This window comes from Brachybacterium sp. NPDC056505 (assembly GCF_042794925.1).
Lineage (GTDB): Bacteria > Actinomycetota > Actinomycetes > Actinomycetales > Dermabacteraceae > Brachybacterium > Brachybacterium kimchii.
This window is the reverse complement of sequence record NZ_JBHTSV010000005.1, coordinates 38,763-53,343: the sequence shown is the minus strand read 5'-3', so window position 1 is coordinate 53,343 and position 14,581 is coordinate 38,763. Positions and strand designations below refer to the sequence as shown.

The 14,581-nt window shown below is 71.1% G+C and carries 14 protein-coding genes; 9 read left to right on the top strand and 5 right to left on the bottom strand.

The features are described 5' to 3' along the window. Positions 1 to 88 precede the first annotated feature (88 nt). The 4 genes from ACFQ53_RS05275 to ACFQ53_RS05260 are packed head-to-tail and all read left to right on the top strand — an operon-like array spanning position 89 to position 3,979. Positions 89 to 850: a glutamine amidotransferase gene (locus ACFQ53_RS05275; protein WP_377856359.1), complete on the top strand. Its 762-nt coding sequence runs from the start codon at positions 89 to 91 to the stop codon at positions 848 to 850. Between the two features lie 2 nt (positions 851 to 852). Next, positions 853 to 1,905 carry a DMT family transporter gene (locus ACFQ53_RS05270; RefSeq protein WP_377856356.1) on the top strand — a complete coding sequence of 351 codons (1,053 nt, stop codon included), beginning with the start codon at positions 853 to 855 and terminating at the stop codon, positions 1,903 to 1,905. After that, the gene (locus ACFQ53_RS05265; protein WP_377856353.1) at positions 1,902 to 2,963 is read left to right on the top strand and encodes a phosphotriesterase; all 1,062 of its coding nucleotides are present in this window, start codon (positions 1,902 to 1,904) and stop codon (positions 2,961 to 2,963) included. Before ACFQ53_RS05270 ends, ACFQ53_RS05265 begins: the two co-directional genes overlap by 4 nt. Then, positions 2,960 to 3,979 carry a ribokinase gene (locus ACFQ53_RS05260; protein ID WP_377856350.1) on the top strand — a complete coding sequence of 340 codons (1,020 nt, stop codon included), beginning with the start codon at positions 2,960 to 2,962 and terminating at the stop codon, positions 3,977 to 3,979. The genes ACFQ53_RS05265 and ACFQ53_RS05260 overlap by 4 nt, the downstream gene beginning before the upstream one ends. Before the next feature lie 218 nt (positions 3,980 to 4,197). On the opposite strand, the gene ACFQ53_RS05255 is transcribed toward ACFQ53_RS05260, so the two are convergent. The 5 genes from ACFQ53_RS05255 to ACFQ53_RS05235 all read right to left on the bottom strand — a co-directional run bounded on the left by ACFQ53_RS05255 (position 4,198) and on the right by ACFQ53_RS05235 (position 9,374). Beyond that, positions 4,198 to 4,632 carry an RbsD/FucU family protein gene (locus ACFQ53_RS05255; protein WP_377856347.1) on the bottom strand — a complete coding sequence of 145 codons (435 nt, stop codon included), beginning with the start codon at positions 4,630 to 4,632 and terminating at the stop codon, positions 4,198 to 4,200. Between the two features lie 43 nt (positions 4,633 to 4,675). After that, a complete protein-coding gene (locus ACFQ53_RS05250; RefSeq protein ID WP_377856344.1) occupies positions 4,676 to 6,406 on the bottom strand; it encodes a CotH kinase family protein in 1,731 nt (576 codons plus the stop codon). Positions 6,407 to 6,547: 141 nt separating this feature from the next. Beyond that, positions 6,548 to 7,504: a nucleoside hydrolase gene (locus ACFQ53_RS05245; RefSeq protein ID WP_377856341.1), complete on the bottom strand. Its 957-nt coding sequence runs from the start codon at positions 7,502 to 7,504 to the stop codon at positions 6,548 to 6,550. A gap of 219 nt (positions 7,505 to 7,723) precedes the next feature. After that, positions 7,724 to 8,737: a serine hydrolase domain-containing protein gene (locus ACFQ53_RS05240; RefSeq protein WP_377856338.1), complete on the bottom strand. Its 1,014-nt coding sequence runs from the start codon at positions 8,735 to 8,737 to the stop codon at positions 7,724 to 7,726. Further along, entirely contained in the window at positions 8,727 to 9,374 is a 648-nt protein-coding gene (locus tag ACFQ53_RS05235) for a helix-turn-helix domain-containing protein (protein WP_377856336.1), read from the bottom strand. The genes ACFQ53_RS05240 and ACFQ53_RS05235 overlap by 11 nt, the downstream gene beginning before the upstream one ends. An 88-nt stretch (positions 9,375 to 9,462) precedes the next feature. On the opposite strand from ACFQ53_RS05235, the gene ACFQ53_RS05230 reads away from it, so the two are divergent. From ACFQ53_RS05230 to ACFQ53_RS05210, 5 genes are read left to right on the top strand one after another with little or no spacing between them, the layout of a single operon-like run. Beyond that, positions 9,463 to 11,004 (top strand): ABC transporter substrate-binding protein, encoded by a 1,542-nt coding sequence (locus ACFQ53_RS05230; protein WP_377856333.1) that lies wholly within the window; start codon positions 9,463 to 9,465, stop codon positions 11,002 to 11,004. Next, on the top strand, positions 11,001 to 11,942 hold the full coding sequence (locus tag ACFQ53_RS05225; protein ID WP_377856330.1) for an ABC transporter permease: 942 nt from the start codon (positions 11,001 to 11,003) through the stop codon (positions 11,940 to 11,942). Before ACFQ53_RS05230 ends, ACFQ53_RS05225 begins: the two co-directional genes overlap by 4 nt. Then, on the top strand, positions 11,939 to 12,838 hold the full coding sequence (locus tag ACFQ53_RS05220; RefSeq protein WP_377856327.1) for an ABC transporter permease: 900 nt from the start codon (positions 11,939 to 11,941) through the stop codon (positions 12,836 to 12,838). Before ACFQ53_RS05225 ends, ACFQ53_RS05220 begins: the two co-directional genes overlap by 4 nt. Beyond that, entirely contained in the window at positions 12,835 to 13,641 is an 807-nt protein-coding gene (locus ACFQ53_RS05215) for an ATP-binding cassette domain-containing protein (protein ID WP_377856324.1), read from the top strand. Before ACFQ53_RS05220 ends, ACFQ53_RS05215 begins: the two co-directional genes overlap by 4 nt. Beyond that, positions 13,638 to 14,576 carry an ABC transporter ATP-binding protein gene (locus ACFQ53_RS05210; protein ID WP_377856321.1) on the top strand — a complete coding sequence of 313 codons (939 nt, stop codon included), beginning with the start codon at positions 13,638 to 13,640 and terminating at the stop codon, positions 14,574 to 14,576. The genes ACFQ53_RS05215 and ACFQ53_RS05210 overlap by 4 nt, the downstream gene beginning before the upstream one ends. Positions 14,577 to 14,581 lie beyond the last annotated feature (5 nt).

Sequence of the window (14,581 nt, the reverse complement as noted above, 5' to 3'; positions counted from 1 at the left end):
GCTCTTCGCGCACCGAGAGCCTACAGTCGTCAACACAACGTTGCGCAATCGTTGCGCAACGCTTTCACGAGTTCGAGGAGGAGCACGGATGGCCAAGGTCCTGCTGGCAGGCGAGTCGTGGGTCAGCGCCACGATCGACCACAAGGGGTATGACGCCTTCCCCCACACACAGGTGCACATCGGCTGCGCGCACCTGCTCGACGTGCTGCGCGAGAGCGGGCACGAGGTCACCCATCTGCGCTCCCACGACGTGGCCGAGCAGTTCCCCCTCACCCGAGAGGAGCTCGACCTCTACGACGTGGTCCTGCTCTCGGACGTCGGCGCCAACACGCTGCTGCTGCCCCCGAAGGTGTTCGAGCAGGGCCGCCCCGCCCCCCACCGCCTGCACCTGCTGCGCGACTGGGTCCGCGACGGCGGTGGCCTGATGATGGCCGGTGGCTACCTCTCCTTCCAGGGATTCCAGGGCATGGCCAATTACGCGGGCACGGCGATCGAGGAGATCCTCCCCGTCGACATCCAGCGCTGGGACGACCGCGTGGAGTCGCCGCAGGGCGTCGAGGGCGCTCTGACCGACATCGAGCATCCCGTCGTCGCAGGCCTCGACCAGACCTGGCCGATCCTGCTGGGCTACCAGCAGCTGGTCGCGAAGGACGACGCCGCCGTCCTCGCGAAGGTCGAGGGCGAGCCGCTGCTGGCGGTGCGCACCGTGGGCGAGGGTCGCACCCTCGCCTTCGCATCGGACGTCTCCCCGCACTGGGCGCCCACCGAGTTCATGGACTGGGACGGCTACGGGAAGCTGTTCTCGCAGGCCATGACCTGGCTGGCAGGCGAGAAGGGATCGGAGGACTGACCATGGCCAACACCGCGGACAGCGTCGTCCATGACCGCCCGCCCGTCGCCAGGACGGCCTCGGTCGGGATCTTCGCCCTCTTCACCGTGCTCGCCGGAATGCTCAGCCCCATGCAGTCCGCAGTCAACGGCAGGCTGGGGGCGGATCTCGGCGACGGGCACCTCGCCTCGATCGTCAGCTTCGGAGCAGGCCTGGTGCTGATGCTCCTGATCATCCTGCCGCGGCCCTCGACCCGCCGCGCGTTCCTGTCGCTGCCGAGGCAACTGCGCCGCGGCACGATTCCGTGGCCGAACTTCTTCGCCGGCCTGTGCGGCGCGATGATCGTGCTGTCGGAAGGGATCTCCGTGGGCGCGCTCGGCGTCGCCACCTTCCAGACCGCCCTGATCTCCGGCATGGTCATCTCCGGCGTGGTCTGCGACCGTCTCGGCATCGGGGTCCCCTTCAAGCAGGCGCTCAGCGTCTTCCGCATCATCGGTGCGGCGCTCGCCGTGGTCGCCACGGTGCTCGTGGTCTCCCCGAACTTCGAGACCCCGCATGCGCTCGCACTCGTCATCCTGCCGTTCGTCGGCGGTCTGCTCGCGGGATGGCAGCCGGCCGGCAACTCGAACATCGGGAAGCTCGCGGGATCGATGCTGGTCTCGATCACCTGGAACTTCCTGGTCGGCTTCGTGATCCTCGGTCTGGCCTTCGTGGGTCGTGCCGCAGCCGGTCATGCCACGTTCTCCCTCCCCGACACCTGGTGGATGTACCTGGGCGGCCCGCTGGGCCTCGCCTCGATCGCCCTGATGGCCCTGCTGGTGCGTCGGCTCGGACTGCTGCTGCTAGCCCTCGCGTCGACCGCAGGGCAGCTGGTGGGCTCGATACTCATCGACTCGCTCATCCCCGGCATGGGCGTGGTGCACGTCGTGACCGTGCTCGGCGCCCTGGTGGCCCTGTGCGCCTCCGGAGTCGCGATGATCCCTTCCCGACAAGTCCGTGGCCAGACGACACCGCGCCAGATCGGCCAGCACGACGGCATCGACCCGGATCCCGAGGCTGAGGAGGTGCGATCGTGACGGAGACGGATGCGCTCGTGCAGACGGTGGCGGGCCCGGTTCCCGCCCGCGATCTGGGTGTGACGCTCCCCCACGAGCACCTCTTCAACGACCTCAGCCAGTGCCTGGTCGCGCCCACCTACGAGTTCAGCGGGATCCTCCCAGAACGTGCGGTGGAGCCCGGGCTGCAGTGGGCGCTGCGGCAGGATCCCTACTGCAGTCGCGACAACGTCGCGTCGAAGGATCCCGCCGGTGTGCGCGCCGAGGTCTCCGCCTTCCAAGCTTCCGGGGGCGGCACGATCGTGGACGCCACCGGCTCTGCCGCGATCGGCCGCAGCCCCCGCGACCTGGTCCATCTGTCCCAGGACACCGGATTGCACGTCGTCATGTCGACCGGGCCCTACCTCGAGAAGTTCGAGGGCACCCGGATCACCGAGCGAGACGTCGACGTACTCGCGGGGGAGATTCTCGACGAGCTGCGCACCGGCGTCCTCGTCGGCGAACAGCGAATCCGCGCCGGGATGATCGGAGAGGTCGGCGTCTCGCCGGACTTCACCTCGGGCGAGCGCGCGAGCCTCCGCGCCGCATCGCTCGCCCAGCAGGAGAGCCCGGCCACGGCGATGAACATCCACATGCCCGGCTGGCAGCATCGCGGCGATGAGGTGCTGGACATCGCCGTCGGGGAGATGGGCGCGGATCCCGCGCGCATCTCCCTCGCCCACACCGATCCCTCCGGGGAGGACCTGGACTACCAGCGACGCCTCCTCGATCGCGGCGTGTGGCTCGAGTTCGACATGATCGGGTTGGACATCACCTTCCCCGGCGAGGGAGCCTCTCCTTCGATCTCCGAGACCGCCGACGCGGTGGCTCGGCTGATCGACCTCGGCTACGCGAACCGGGTCCTGCTCAGCCACGACCTGTTCCTCAAGCAGATGTGGAGCAGCCTGGGCGGCAACGGATTCGTCCTCGTGCCCACGGTATTCCTGGACCTGCTGGTGGACCGGGGCGTCGAGCGATCGACGGCTCGTCGCCTGATCACGGACAATCCGCAGCGGTACCTGGCAGGAGGGAGGGCGTGAGCGCGGAGTCCGCACCGACAGCGCCTGACTCGCTCAGCAGCCCGGTCCAAGGGCGAATCCTCGTGGTCGGATCGGTGAACGTGGACCTCGTCCTCGAGGTCGCACGACATCCGGCACCGGGCGAGACCCTGACGAGCTCACGGTCGCGCCGGTCACCCGGCGGAAAGGGTGCCAACCAGGCATGCGCCGCGGCGCGCCTGGGCGGAGACGTCCGCTTCGTCGGCCGCACCGGGACCGGGGCCGACGCCGCGCAGGCCCTCCTGCTGCTGCGCGAGGCCGGTGCCGATCTCACCGGAGTCGCCGCGGTGGACGATGTCGAGACCGGGCTCGCCGTGGTGACGCTCGACAGCGCCGGCGAGAACAGCATCGTGCTCGCCCCGGGTGCCAACGGCAGCTGGGATGCCGAAGGCGCCGCACTCCTGGCCGACGACATCGCCTCGAGCGACCTCGTCATCGCCCAGGGCGAGACCCCCGCCGTCGCGGTCGACGAGCTCGCGCGGCTCTGCGTCCAGACCGGCACCCGGTTCCTGCTGAACCTCGCGCCGGTCATCCACGTCACCGCTGAGACCCTGCGCGCGGCCGACCCCCTGGTCGTGAACGAGCACGAGGGACGGCTGGCGCTCGAGGCGATGACTGGTGCTCCTGCACCGTCGGACGATGCGCTCACCGTGACGGAGCTGCGGCGCGCAGGCGTTCGCTCGGTGATCATGACGCGAGGATCGAAGGGCGCGATCGTGAGCGTCGAGAGAACGGCTCTCGACGCCGGGCAAGCCACGCCCATCGACGTCGCACCGAATGAGGAGGTCCCACTGCGGGAGGTCGGATCGCCGTCTGTGCCCGCCGTGGACACGACCGGTGCGGGGGATGCGTTCGTGGGGGCGCTCGGCGTCGGCATCGCGCGCGGCGAGGACCTTGTCACGGCGAGCGGGTTCGCCGTGAGGGTGGGAGCCTTCGCCGTCACCTCGGCCGGGGCACAGCCTTCCTACCCCTGGCCCGAGGACGCGCTGCCTGCCTGATCAGCGGTGAGCACGGCAGGCCTGCAGCCGTCTGTTCGGCCCGGACGCGATTGCGACGAATCGTCGCCGAGACGTCTACCGATGTCTCCGCCATGATGATCCAGGCCGATGTCGCTGGGTGAGGTCTCACGCCCGTATATGCGTTGAGACCTCACCCAGCGACATCGAAGCTCGGGCTCCGCAGCGGTCACGGACGGGGCGCGGGCGCAGCCGGCAGGTCACGCCCCGCGCGACTCCTCGTCGCCGACCACGCCCTTGCGGATCATGATGCAGCCGTACTTGCGGACCTCGGCGGTGCGGATCACGGCGAACATCGAGGCCGCGCGCTCGTAGAACGCGAAGCGGTCGATCCACTCGAAGCGGTCCTCGCCGGGGGCGGCGATCGCCTCCTTGAGCTGCTGCTGGACCTCCTCGCCGGTCCCGGGCTCGGGGTTCATCAGCGTGGCCGACGGTCCCGCGTACAGGTCCAGCGGCAGCACGGTGCGGATCGCGCGCACGGCCTCGGGCGAGGTCACGGGCAGGTCGATCACCGGGGCGCCCGAGCGGTATGAGGGGTAGTGCGCGTCGGCGACCAGCAGGGTGTCGTCATGTCCCATGTGGTCGAGCAGGCGCAGCAGGTCGCCGCTGAGCAGGGGGTCGATTCCGGTGAGCATCGTCGCGTCCTTCCGTGGGTGGAGCCTCGAGCGTAGCGACCTCTCAGCCGTCGATCACGTCGGTGATCGTCTTCGCGTCCGACGTGATGTCGTCGGTGCTGACCAGGTCGCTCGCGTCGCTCTTCAGCAGGGCCGACAGCGTCTTCACCCGCTCGGTCGCCTTCCCGGAGGTATAGACCGCCTTGCGCACCGAGGCGAGCGCCGAGTCGTAGAGGGCCGAGAGCGTGTCGTCGTCCATGAAGCGCTCGGCGAGGATGTTCCCGCCCATGCCTCCGCCGCCGCCCTTGCCACCGCCATCGCCGCCCTGGGGCGCCTCTCCCTGGTCGGGCATCTGGCCTCCGCCGGGCATCTGGCCGCCGGCGCCGCCGGTGGAGTCACCGCCGTCGCTCGCCGCGTCGCCCCGACCGTCGCTCGCCGCATCGTCCCCGACGTCGCTCGCCGACGCATCGTCGCCGTCCTGCGCGCCGCCGCCGGGAGCTCCTCCCCCGCCGCCCATGCCGCCGAACGAGAGGTTCTGGTCCCAGGCGACCACGGACCACTTCTTCGAGGAGGGGTCGTAGTGGAGGTAGGAGTTGTTGCCCGGGCCGTCGATGTCGTCGGTGTTCTGGACGAGCTCCTGCACGGCGAGGTAGGTCGCGAAGCCGTCCACGTCGAACCTGTCGTCCAGGCCGGAGGCGAAGTCATCGTCCTCGGAGTCGTTGACGAACTTCAGGAAGCTGCCGAGTGCGGCGAAGACGTCGTCCTCCTTGAGGTCGTCGGCCACGAACTTCGCATCGAAGGCATCCGCGTAGTCGTCGGCCGTGTCCCCGCGGTAGGAGTAGTCGCCGTTCGAATCGGCTTTGAGGGTCGCGCCCGTGCCGTCGAAGGCGTCGTCGTTCCACTGGTCGTCGTCGGGCACGTCGAGCACGAGGCGCAGCTGCGCGTCGGCCCCGTTCACGCTGAAGCGGGTATAGGCGTACTGCTCGGCGGGGACCTCGGCGAGCGCGAGCACGTCGAGCGCGACCGCCTCGTTCATCGAGGTCTCCGTGTTGTTCCCGCGCACCACGAAGCGGCTGCGGCCGCTGAAGCTCTGATCGTCGGTGTACTTGTCCAGGCGGATCATCCAGGGCAGGCCCGTGGGGTCGTCCTCGGAGACGGCGCCGTCGCCCTCGTCGTTCCCGCCGCCGGGGGCCCCTCCGCCCGCGCCGCCGCCGGCATCCGAGGCACCGCCCGCATCCGAGGCCCCGCCGCCGTCCGAGGCAGCAGCGGAGGTGCCGGAGGCGGCAGCGTCCCCACCGCCGTCCGAGGCGGTGCCTCCGTCCGACGCGGTGTCGCCCCCGCCCTCGGACGCCGCGGCGTCGCCGCCCCCGTCGGATGCGGCGGCACCGCCGGGCCCTCCGCCCTGTCCGCCGGCGAGACTGCGCAGGCTGGAGTTGCCCTTGAGCTTCATGCCGGCCTTCTTGAAGACCTTGCCGTCGATCTCGACGTCGGCCTCGATCCAGTTCTTGTCCTGGCTGGAGACGTAGGCCTCGATCATCTCGTCGTAGTCGTCCTCGTCGAAGACGACGGACAGGGTGTGGATGCTCTTCTGGTCCCAGAAATCGCCGTCGACCACGCCGCTGACGGTCTCGCCGTCGAGCGTCGCCGCGTCCGACGAGGAGGACGACCCCTTGCAGCCCGCGGCGAGCAGCGCGATGCCGCCGACCCCTCCGGCGGCGAGCAGGCCCCGCCGGGTGGGCGAGCCGAGGGACGAGGCGGGGGTCGTGGTCGAGGTGCTGGTGCGGTGTGAAGACATGCCCGGGACGCTACGGACGCCGCTTAGCCCTCCCGCATGGCCCCGCTGTGCATCGCCTGTGCCTCCGAGACCGGGTCCCGCGACCCGCCCGCTCGCGAGCTCGCGCCCCGAGGGCCGGCCGACGGGCGGGTGCTCACCCGCTCACCCCAGGGCGCGGACGGCGTCGACGACGAGCCGCCAGAACCCCGGTGCATCCAGCGCGGTCGCGACCTGCGTGCGGCAGCCCTCGAGGTCGTTGCCGGGCCGCAGGTCTGCGACGGTCATGCCGCGGGTGAGGTCCCCGCGGGTCTCGACGTGCAGCGGTGCGCGGCGCGTCTGCACCAAGGAGGGGTCGATGAGGTAGGCGATCGTGCAGGGGTCGTGCACGGGCGGGTCGTCGAAGCCCTGGTTCTCCTGGTAGGCGCGGCGGAAGAACCCCATCAGCCCCAGGAAGAACTCGGCGAGGTCGGTGCCGAGGTCCTTGATCTGCTGCTCGACCTCGGCGGTGGCGAGGGCCTGGTGGGTCAGGTCCAGGCCCACCATGGTGAGCTCCCAGCCGGCGTCGACGACGATCGCGGCGGCCTCGGGATCGGCCCAGATGTTGAACTCGGCCATGGGCGTCACGTTGCCCTCGTGGTACCCGCCGCCCATGATCACGACCTCGCGCACGCGCTCGATGATCGCGGGCTCGAGCCGCGCGGCGAGCGCGAGATTGGTGAGCGGCCCGGTCCCGACGAGGGTGATCTCCCCGGGCTCTGCCGCCATCACGGTCTCGACGATGAACTCGACGGCGCGCTGGCCCGCGACGGGAGCCGTGGGCGCGGGCAGCGCGACCCCGTCCAGGCCGCTCTCGCCGTGGATGTCGCCCGCGACCTGCACGTCACGCAGCAGCGGACGGGCGCTCCCCCGGTGTACGGGCACGTCCTGTCGGCGGCACATCTCGAGGACGCTCTGGGCGTTGCGGGTGATCTTGTCGACGGTCTGGTTCCCGCCGACGGTCGTGATGCCCAGCAGTTCGATCGCCGGGGAGCCGAGCGCGAGCATGATCGCGACGGCGTCGTCGTGCCCGGGGTCGCAGTCCAGGATGATGCGGCAGGGGTGGTCGGTCTGGTGGGTCATGCTGCGCTCCGCTCCGTCGTCGATGCCCTCGGCCGACGCCATCCTGTCGGCCGCATCGGGCCCGTGCCACTCTCCGGCCTCCGGCGCACGCTGGTCATCTCAGGCGGCACACCTAGAACCAGGGGGGGGGGAGGATCTCACCGACGGCCGCGGTCGTCCTCTCCCGTGCTCACGTCACGGGCGAGTCCCGATGAGGTCGTCCCGATGTCGCCGATCGGCTCACCAGGTCCCGCGCGAGGCCGCCGCGTGGAAGTCCGCGCGCACGTGCTCGAAGCCCCGGGGGTCGCGCGTCGGATGCACGCGATTGGTGAGCAGGCAGAACCAGCGGTCCCGATCCGGGTCGATGACGAGGCTGGTGCCCGTGAAGCCGGTGTGCCCGTAGGCGCTCCCGCCGAAGGTGCCGTCGAGGAAGCCGCAGCGCTCGCGCGGCCACCAGCCGAGTGGACGGCCGTTGCTCCGGCCGGTCATCGCGTCCTGCAGGTCGGGCTCGAGCAGGCTCCCCCGTAGCAGTGCGGCGCCGAGCTTGCCGAGGTCCTCGGCCGTGCCGAACAGGCCCGCATGACCGGCGACCCCGCCCAGCACCTCCGCGTTCTCGTCGTGCACGGTGCCGCGCACGAGCCGGTCGCGCCAGGGGCAGCGCTCCGTGGCGACGGCGCCGCCGGGATCGACGGGGCCGTAGCGGGTGTCGTCCATCTCCAGCGGACCCGTGATCTCGCGATGCACCAGGGCGTCGAGCCCACCGCCGCCCGCCTCCTCGGTCACCAGACCCAGGGCGATGAAGCCCATCGAGGAGTAGCACCACCGGCCGGGAGTCGTGAACTCCAATCGCGCGAGGGCATGCAGCAGGGAGTCCCGGTCCTCGTGCTCGCGGAACAGCGGGGTGGGCCCCGGGGCTCCTGAGGTGTGCGTGAGCAGCGAGCGGAGGTCGGCGCGCGCCATGGGCCCGTCCGGCCAGTCCGCGAGCACGTCGCCCACCCTCGCGTCCAGTGCGACGAGTCCGCGGTCCGCCAGCCGCAGCAGCGTGAGCCCCACGATCGGTTTGGTCACCGAGGCGAGGTCGAACCGGGTGCGCGGGCCGATCGGGGTCGCGTCGTCCTCGCTCGGCGTTCCGAGCACGCCGCTGCCGAGCGTCCCGGACGAGGATCCGACCGCCCACGACGCGGCGCTGAACTGCCCCGCGGCGCGAGCGGTCTCGAGAAGGCCCGTCAGCTCGGAGGCGGTGTCAGCCGGCATCGCAAGCCCGGGTCCCGACGTCCCGCAGCGTCCTCGCGTGCGAGGCCAGGAGGTCGGCGGCGCTCGCGCTCTGCGGGCGCATGAAGGCGAGGCCCACGAGCGCGAGCCGTTCCCGGCCGTCGTCGTCGATGGCAGCGCTGAGCGTCCACAGGGCCCGGGACGGGTACTCGTCGACCGGTTCGCCCGGATCGCGGCGATCGCCGTCCTCGCCCCAGACCGGATGCGCCGGGAGCTCCTCCCCCACCTGGACGTCGAGCGGGATGCCCTGGGGGTTCTCGAGGTCCAGGACCACCGCCCGCTCGTCGAGCACGCCGACGCGCAGAGCCACGTGACCGGTGGCGCGGGCGAGGGCGCCGAGCGATTCCCGGATCACTCCGCCCATCCGGTCCCCGCGCACGACGGAGGCCGCGAGGCCCTGCAGCCGCGGCCCCGTCGTGTACATGCCGCGCCGCGGCGAGCGCACGTACCCCTGGACGCTCAGGTCCAGGAGCAGCCGCCGGCACGTCGACTTGCTCGTACCGCTCGCGGCGGTCAGCGCAGCAAGGCTCAGCGGCTCGCCGCTGCTCCCCACCGCATGCAGGAGCGCCGTCACCTTGTCCGCGACGGACCGCGCCGCCTCGTTGACCTCTTCACCCATGGCAACTATGGTAATCGACATTCGTGCCACTGAGTGGCACACCCGTTCCATTGAATGGCATTCCTCATCGAGGAGGGATCTGCGAGCCATGAGCCCGACCGCACCACCCATGCCCACCCGGCGCACGGCGCTGCGCCTCGGGGCGGCCGGTTCGCTGCTGGGCGCCGTCGGCCTCACGGCCGGCTGCGGCTCCGCCGCGGATCCGGACGGGGCCCGGGCCCTGAGGATCGCCCAGCCCAGCGAGCCCACGGGGCTGGACCCGCACCTGGAGAGCGGCCTGGACGGGATGAACGTGCTGATCAACATCTTCGACACGCTCACCATGCGCGACACGGAGAACGAGCTGGTCCCCCGCCTGGCCACCCACTGGGAGGCCACGGACGAGCACCACTGGCGCTTCCGCCTGCGCACGGACGTCACCTTCCACAACGGCGAGCCCTTCGATGCCCGCAGCGTGAAGTTCTCGATCGAGCGGCTGATCGACCCGGACACCGGATCCACGATCGTCGAGCTGCGCTCCGTGGACCACGTCGAGATCATCGACGACCACACCGTCGACATCGTGATGGCCGAGCCCGACCCGGTCATCCCCGAGAAGGTCTCGCTCTTCGGCGGCGTCATGCTGCCCGCCGCCCACTTCGCCGACGTCGGCGCGGAGGGCTTCGCCGCGCACCCGATCGGCACGGGCCCGTTCCGCTTCGTCTCCTGGCGCAAGGCCCAGCTGCTGCGTCTCGCCGCCTACGCGGACCACTGGAACGGCAGGCCCGCCTTCGACGAAGTGCACTTCACCGCAATGCCGAACCCGGCGTCGGCCCTCGCGGGCATCCAGAGCGACGCCGTCGACCTGGTCTCCGCCCTCGACCCCGAGGCGGCACTGCAGCTCGAGGGCTACAAGGACGTCTCCCTCACCACGCACCCGGGCATCCGCATGTACTTCGTGGTGCTCGACACCGAGCACGAGGTCCTGAAGGACGCCCGCGTGCGGCGCGCCCTGAACCATGCCGTGGACGTGCCGCTGCTGATCAGCGCCGTGCTCAACGACTCCGGGCGCGAGGCCGCCACGATCGTGCCCCGCGAGGCGTTCGGCTACGACCCCGATGTGAAGCCCCCGGAGCGGGACCCCGACGAGGCGCGCAGGCTTCTCGCCGAGGCCGGCCACGCCGACGGACTCACGCTGTCCTTCACGGCCTCGAACAAGGACCAGCTCGTTTCCCAGGCGCTCGCCGGGATGCTCGAGGACGTCGGCGTGATCCTCGAGCTCGAGATCCTCGAGCCCGGCACCTTCGCCGAGCGGCTCGCCTCGGACGACCCCTCGTCGCTCGGCTCCATGTATCTCACCGGGAGCACCGGCTGGACGCTCGACGGAGAGGCCACCATGCAGTCCTACATCCGCTCGGATCGCAAGCGCAGCAGGATCCGATCGTCGGAGGCCGACGAGATGATCGACGCGCTCGAGCAGACCATCGACCCCGACGCGCGCCTGAAGACGTTCCGCCGCATGCAGGAGTGGCTGCACGACGAGGCGCCCTTCCTCTTCCTGTACCAGGCGGACCAGAACTTCGCCTCGAACACGCGCGTCGAGTGGACGCCGAACGTGAACGGGACGCTCGCGATGGAGACCGCCCGATGAGCCCGGGCCGCAGCCGCCTGCTGCGCGCCGCCGCGACGCGCCTGATCTCCTCACTCCTCGTGCTCTGGGCAGCCGTGACCGTGGTCTTCGTGCTCTCCCGCGCCTCGGGGGATCCCGTGGCGCTGCTCCTGCCCGATGACGCGAGCGCCGATCAGGTCGCCCAGATGAAGCAGACCCTCGGGCTCGACCGTCCGCTCCCCCTGCAGTACCTGGACTTCCTGAGCGGGATCCTCCACCTCGACCTCGGCACCTCGCTCGTCTACAAGGAGCCCGTCACCTCGCTGATCCTCGAGCGGATCCCCGCGACCGCGCTGCTGGCCGCCGCCGCTCTGCTGATCACCGTCGTGGTCTCCTTCCTCGCGGGCAGCATCAGCGCCATGCGCCGCGGCACCGCGCTGGATCGCGCCGTCATGGGCGGGGTGCTGGTGGGACAGTCCACCCCTGCGTTCTGGGTGGGCATCCTGCTGGTCCTGCTCTTCGGCGTCACGCTGCGGGTGCTGCCCGCCGCCGGCTATGGGACGCCCGCGCATCTCATCCTCCCCGCCACCACGCTCGCGATCTTCTCGGTCGCCGTGGTCTCGCGGCTCCTGCGCTCCTCGCTGATCGAAGTGCTGGGCCAGGACCATGTGCGGACCGCGCGCGCGAAGGGCGCGAGCGAGTCCCGGGTGCTCATGGGCCACGCCCTGCGCAATGCCTCCATGCCGGTCATCACCGTGCTCGGCCTCGAGCTCGGCTCCCTGCTGGGCGGGGCGATCCTCACCGAGCAGATCTTCAACTGGCCCGGCATCGGCCGGCTCACGATCGACGCCATCAGCGCCCGGGACTTCCCTCTCGTCCAGGGCACCGTCGTGCTGTTCGCCGCGACCTTCATCCTCGTGAACCTGCTGGTCGACCTGTCCTACGCCATCATCGACCCCCGAGTCCGGAGTGACGCATGAGCTCCACGCAGATCCCCCTGACCGCGACGGACCCCGCGGGGCCCACCGGGCCCGCCTCCGGCGCGAAAGGTGCCGCCCGGCGCGGGCGCGCGGACATCACCCTGGTGCTGTCCACCGGGTTCCTCGCCCTCGTCGTCCTCCTCGCGCTCATCGGCCCGCTCCTGGTGGGCGACCCCGACGAGCAGAACCTGCTGCAGCGCCTGGCCCCGCCCGGAGCGGCGGGGCACCTGCTGGGCACCGACCAGCTCGGACGGGACGTCCTCGCCCGGCTCGTCGTCGGCAGCCGGGTCTCCGTCCTCGTCGGGATCACGGCAGCGCTGCTGTCGAGCGTGATCGGTTCGGTGATCGGGATCGTCGCCGGATACACGGGCGGGTGGACGGATCGCGTGCTCATGCGCCTGACGGACGTCCAGCTGGCATTCCCCACCCTGCTGCTCGCTCTCGCGGTGATCGGCTTCGTGGGCCCGGGCCTGTGGAACGTGATCCTGGTGCTCGGCATCACCGGCTGGGTCTCCTACGCCCGGGTGCTGCGCTCCGAGGTGATCTCGCTGCGCACCCGGGAGTTCGTCGAGGCCGCACGGGTGATGGGCGTGCCGGGGCACCGGATCATGGTGCGCCACATGCTGCCCAACGTCACCGGCCCCCTGGTGACCATCCTGACGCTGCAGGTGGGGACGGTGATCCTCGCCGAGGCCGCCCTGAGCTTCCTGGGGCTCGGCGTCCCCTCCAGCATCGCGACGTGGGGCTCGATGCTCTCGGACGGCCAGCTCTACATGGGCACCGCCTGGTGGCTCGCCGTCCTGCCCGGCTCCGCCCTGCTGCTGACCGTGCTGTCGATCAACGTCGCCGGGGACGCCGTCCGCGACCGGTGGGATCCGAGGACATACACCTCATGAACGCACTGCTCACCATCGAGGACCTCCACATCTCCTTCGCCTCTCGCCGCGGCAGTGTCGCTGCCGTGCGGGGCATCGACCTGACCGTCCACGAGGGGCGCACGCTCGCGCTCGTCGGCGAATCGGGATCCGGGAAGTCCAGCACCGCACTGTCCGTGCTGCGCCTGAACCCCGAGCCGCCGGCCGTCTACCCTCACGGCCGCATCCTGCTCGACGACCGCGACCTGCTGCGTCTCACGCCGCGCCAGCTGCGGGCTGTACGCGGGCGCGACATCTCGATGGTCTTCCAGGACCCGATGACCACCCTCAACCCGATGCGCACGATCGGCAGTCAGCTCATGGAGGTCATGGCGATCCACCGCACGGGATCCCGCTCGCAGCGCCGACATCGCGCGCTCGAGGCCCTCGAGCAGGCACGGGTGCCGGACCCGGAGCTGCGCGCACGGCAGTTCCCCCACCAGCTCTCCGGCGGCCTGCGGCAGCGCGCGATGCTCGCGATGGCGCTGATGAGCCGTCCGCGGCTCCTCATCGCCGATGAGCCCACGACCGCGCTGGACGTCACCACCCAGGCGGAGATCCTGTCGCTGTTCCGCACCGTCCAGGAGGAGACCGGGATGGGGATCCTGCTGATCACGCACGACCTGGGCGTCGTCGCCTCCATCGCCGACCGGGTCGCGGTGATGCACGAGGGACGGCTGGTCGAGGAGGGCGACGCCCTGCAGGTCTTCGAGCAGCCCCGCGACGACTACACGCGCTCCCTGCTCGAGGCCACACCCCGCCTGCAGAGAGGAGCGTCCGCATGAACCGGCAGAGCACCGCCCGCGCGCCCGAGGACGCGCCCGTCGTGAGCATGCGCGGCATCTCGAAGACCTACCGGCAGCGGCGCCGGGAGAACATCGTGCTGCGGGACGTGGACCTCGACATCCTCCCGGGCGAGACGCTCGCCCTGGTCGGGGAGTCCGGCTCGGGCAAGACCACGCTGTCCCGCATCGTCGTGGGCCTCACCGATCCCGACGCCGGACGCATACTCACCGACGGCAGGGACCTGACCCGGCATCGCCGGCAGGCATCCGCCGAGCGCGCGCTGCTGGTGCAGATGGTGTTCCAGGACCCGTACGCGAGCATGAACCCGCGCCTGCGCATCCGTGACGTGATCGCCGAGCCGCTGCACACGCATCGGCGCGCCTCGCTCGGGGCGGCAGGGATCCGACGCCGGGTCGGCGAGCTCCTGGAGAGCGTGGACCTCGAGCCGGCGATCGGCGAGAGGTACCCGCACGAGTGCTCCGGCGGCCAGCGGCAGCGGATCGCGATCGCCCGCGCCCTCGCCCTCGAGCCGCGCCTGCTGGTGCTGGACGAGCCGACGAGCGCCCTCGACGTCTCCGTGCAGGCGAAGATCCTGGATCTGCTGGCCGAGCTGCAGGAGCGCACCGGCGTGGCCCTGCTCTTCGTCACCCATGACCTGGCGGTGGTCTCCGGGATCGCCGACCGGATCGCCGTGATGGCGGCAGGACGCCTGGAGGAGGTCGGCCCCTGCCGCGAGGTGCTCGCCTCGCCCTCGTCCGAGGTCACCCGGCGGCTCCTGGACTCGGTCGCGCACCCGGACCCGCGTCGGGCGAACCCGAAGCTCCTCGCCCGCTCGGGCGCGGCGTCGGGTCCGGCGGACGGTGCCCGCCGCGCAGCAGCGCCCGCGCCCGGGCCCGGGGACGGGGACGGGGCCGCGGACGGGGACTCGGCATGACGTGC

Bases quoted from the DNA above. Each gene is read 5' to 3' on its own strand.
- ACFQ53_RS05275 (WP_377856359.1), top strand. From the start codon at position 89: ATGGCCAAGGTCCTGCTGGCAGGCGAGTCGTGGGTCAGCGCCACGATC.
- ACFQ53_RS05270 (WP_377856356.1), top strand. From the start codon at position 853: ATGGCCAACACCGCGGACAGCGTCGTCCATGACCGCCCGCCCGTCGCC.
- ACFQ53_RS05255 (WP_377856347.1), bottom strand. From the start codon at position 4,632: ATGCTCACCGGAATCGACCCCCTGCTCAGCGGCGACCTGCTGCGCCTG.
- ACFQ53_RS05250 (WP_377856344.1), bottom strand. From the start codon at position 6,406: ATGTCTTCACACCGCACCAGCACCTCGACCACGACCCCCGCCTCGTCC.
- ACFQ53_RS05245 (WP_377856341.1), bottom strand. From the start codon at position 7,504: ATGACCCACCAGACCGACCACCCCTGCCGCATCATCCTGGACTGCGAC.
- ACFQ53_RS05240 (WP_377856338.1), bottom strand. From the start codon at position 8,737: ATGCCGGCTGACACCGCCTCCGAGCTGACGGGCCTTCTCGAGACCGCT.
- ACFQ53_RS05235 (WP_377856336.1), bottom strand. From the start codon at position 9,374: ATGGGTGAAGAGGTCAACGAGGCGGCGCGGTCCGTCGCGGACAAGGTG.
- ACFQ53_RS05230 (WP_377856333.1), top strand. From the start codon at position 9,463: ATGAGCCCGACCGCACCACCCATGCCCACCCGGCGCACGGCGCTGCGC.
- ACFQ53_RS05225 (WP_377856330.1), top strand. From the start codon at position 11,001: ATGAGCCCGGGCCGCAGCCGCCTGCTGCGCGCCGCCGCGACGCGCCTG.
- ACFQ53_RS05220 (WP_377856327.1), top strand. From the start codon at position 11,939: ATGAGCTCCACGCAGATCCCCCTGACCGCGACGGACCCCGCGGGGCCC.
- ACFQ53_RS05215 (WP_377856324.1), top strand. From the start codon at position 12,835: ATGAACGCACTGCTCACCATCGAGGACCTCCACATCTCCTTCGCCTCT.
- ACFQ53_RS05210 (WP_377856321.1), top strand. From the start codon at position 13,638: ATGAACCGGCAGAGCACCGCCCGCGCGCCCGAGGACGCGCCCGTCGTG.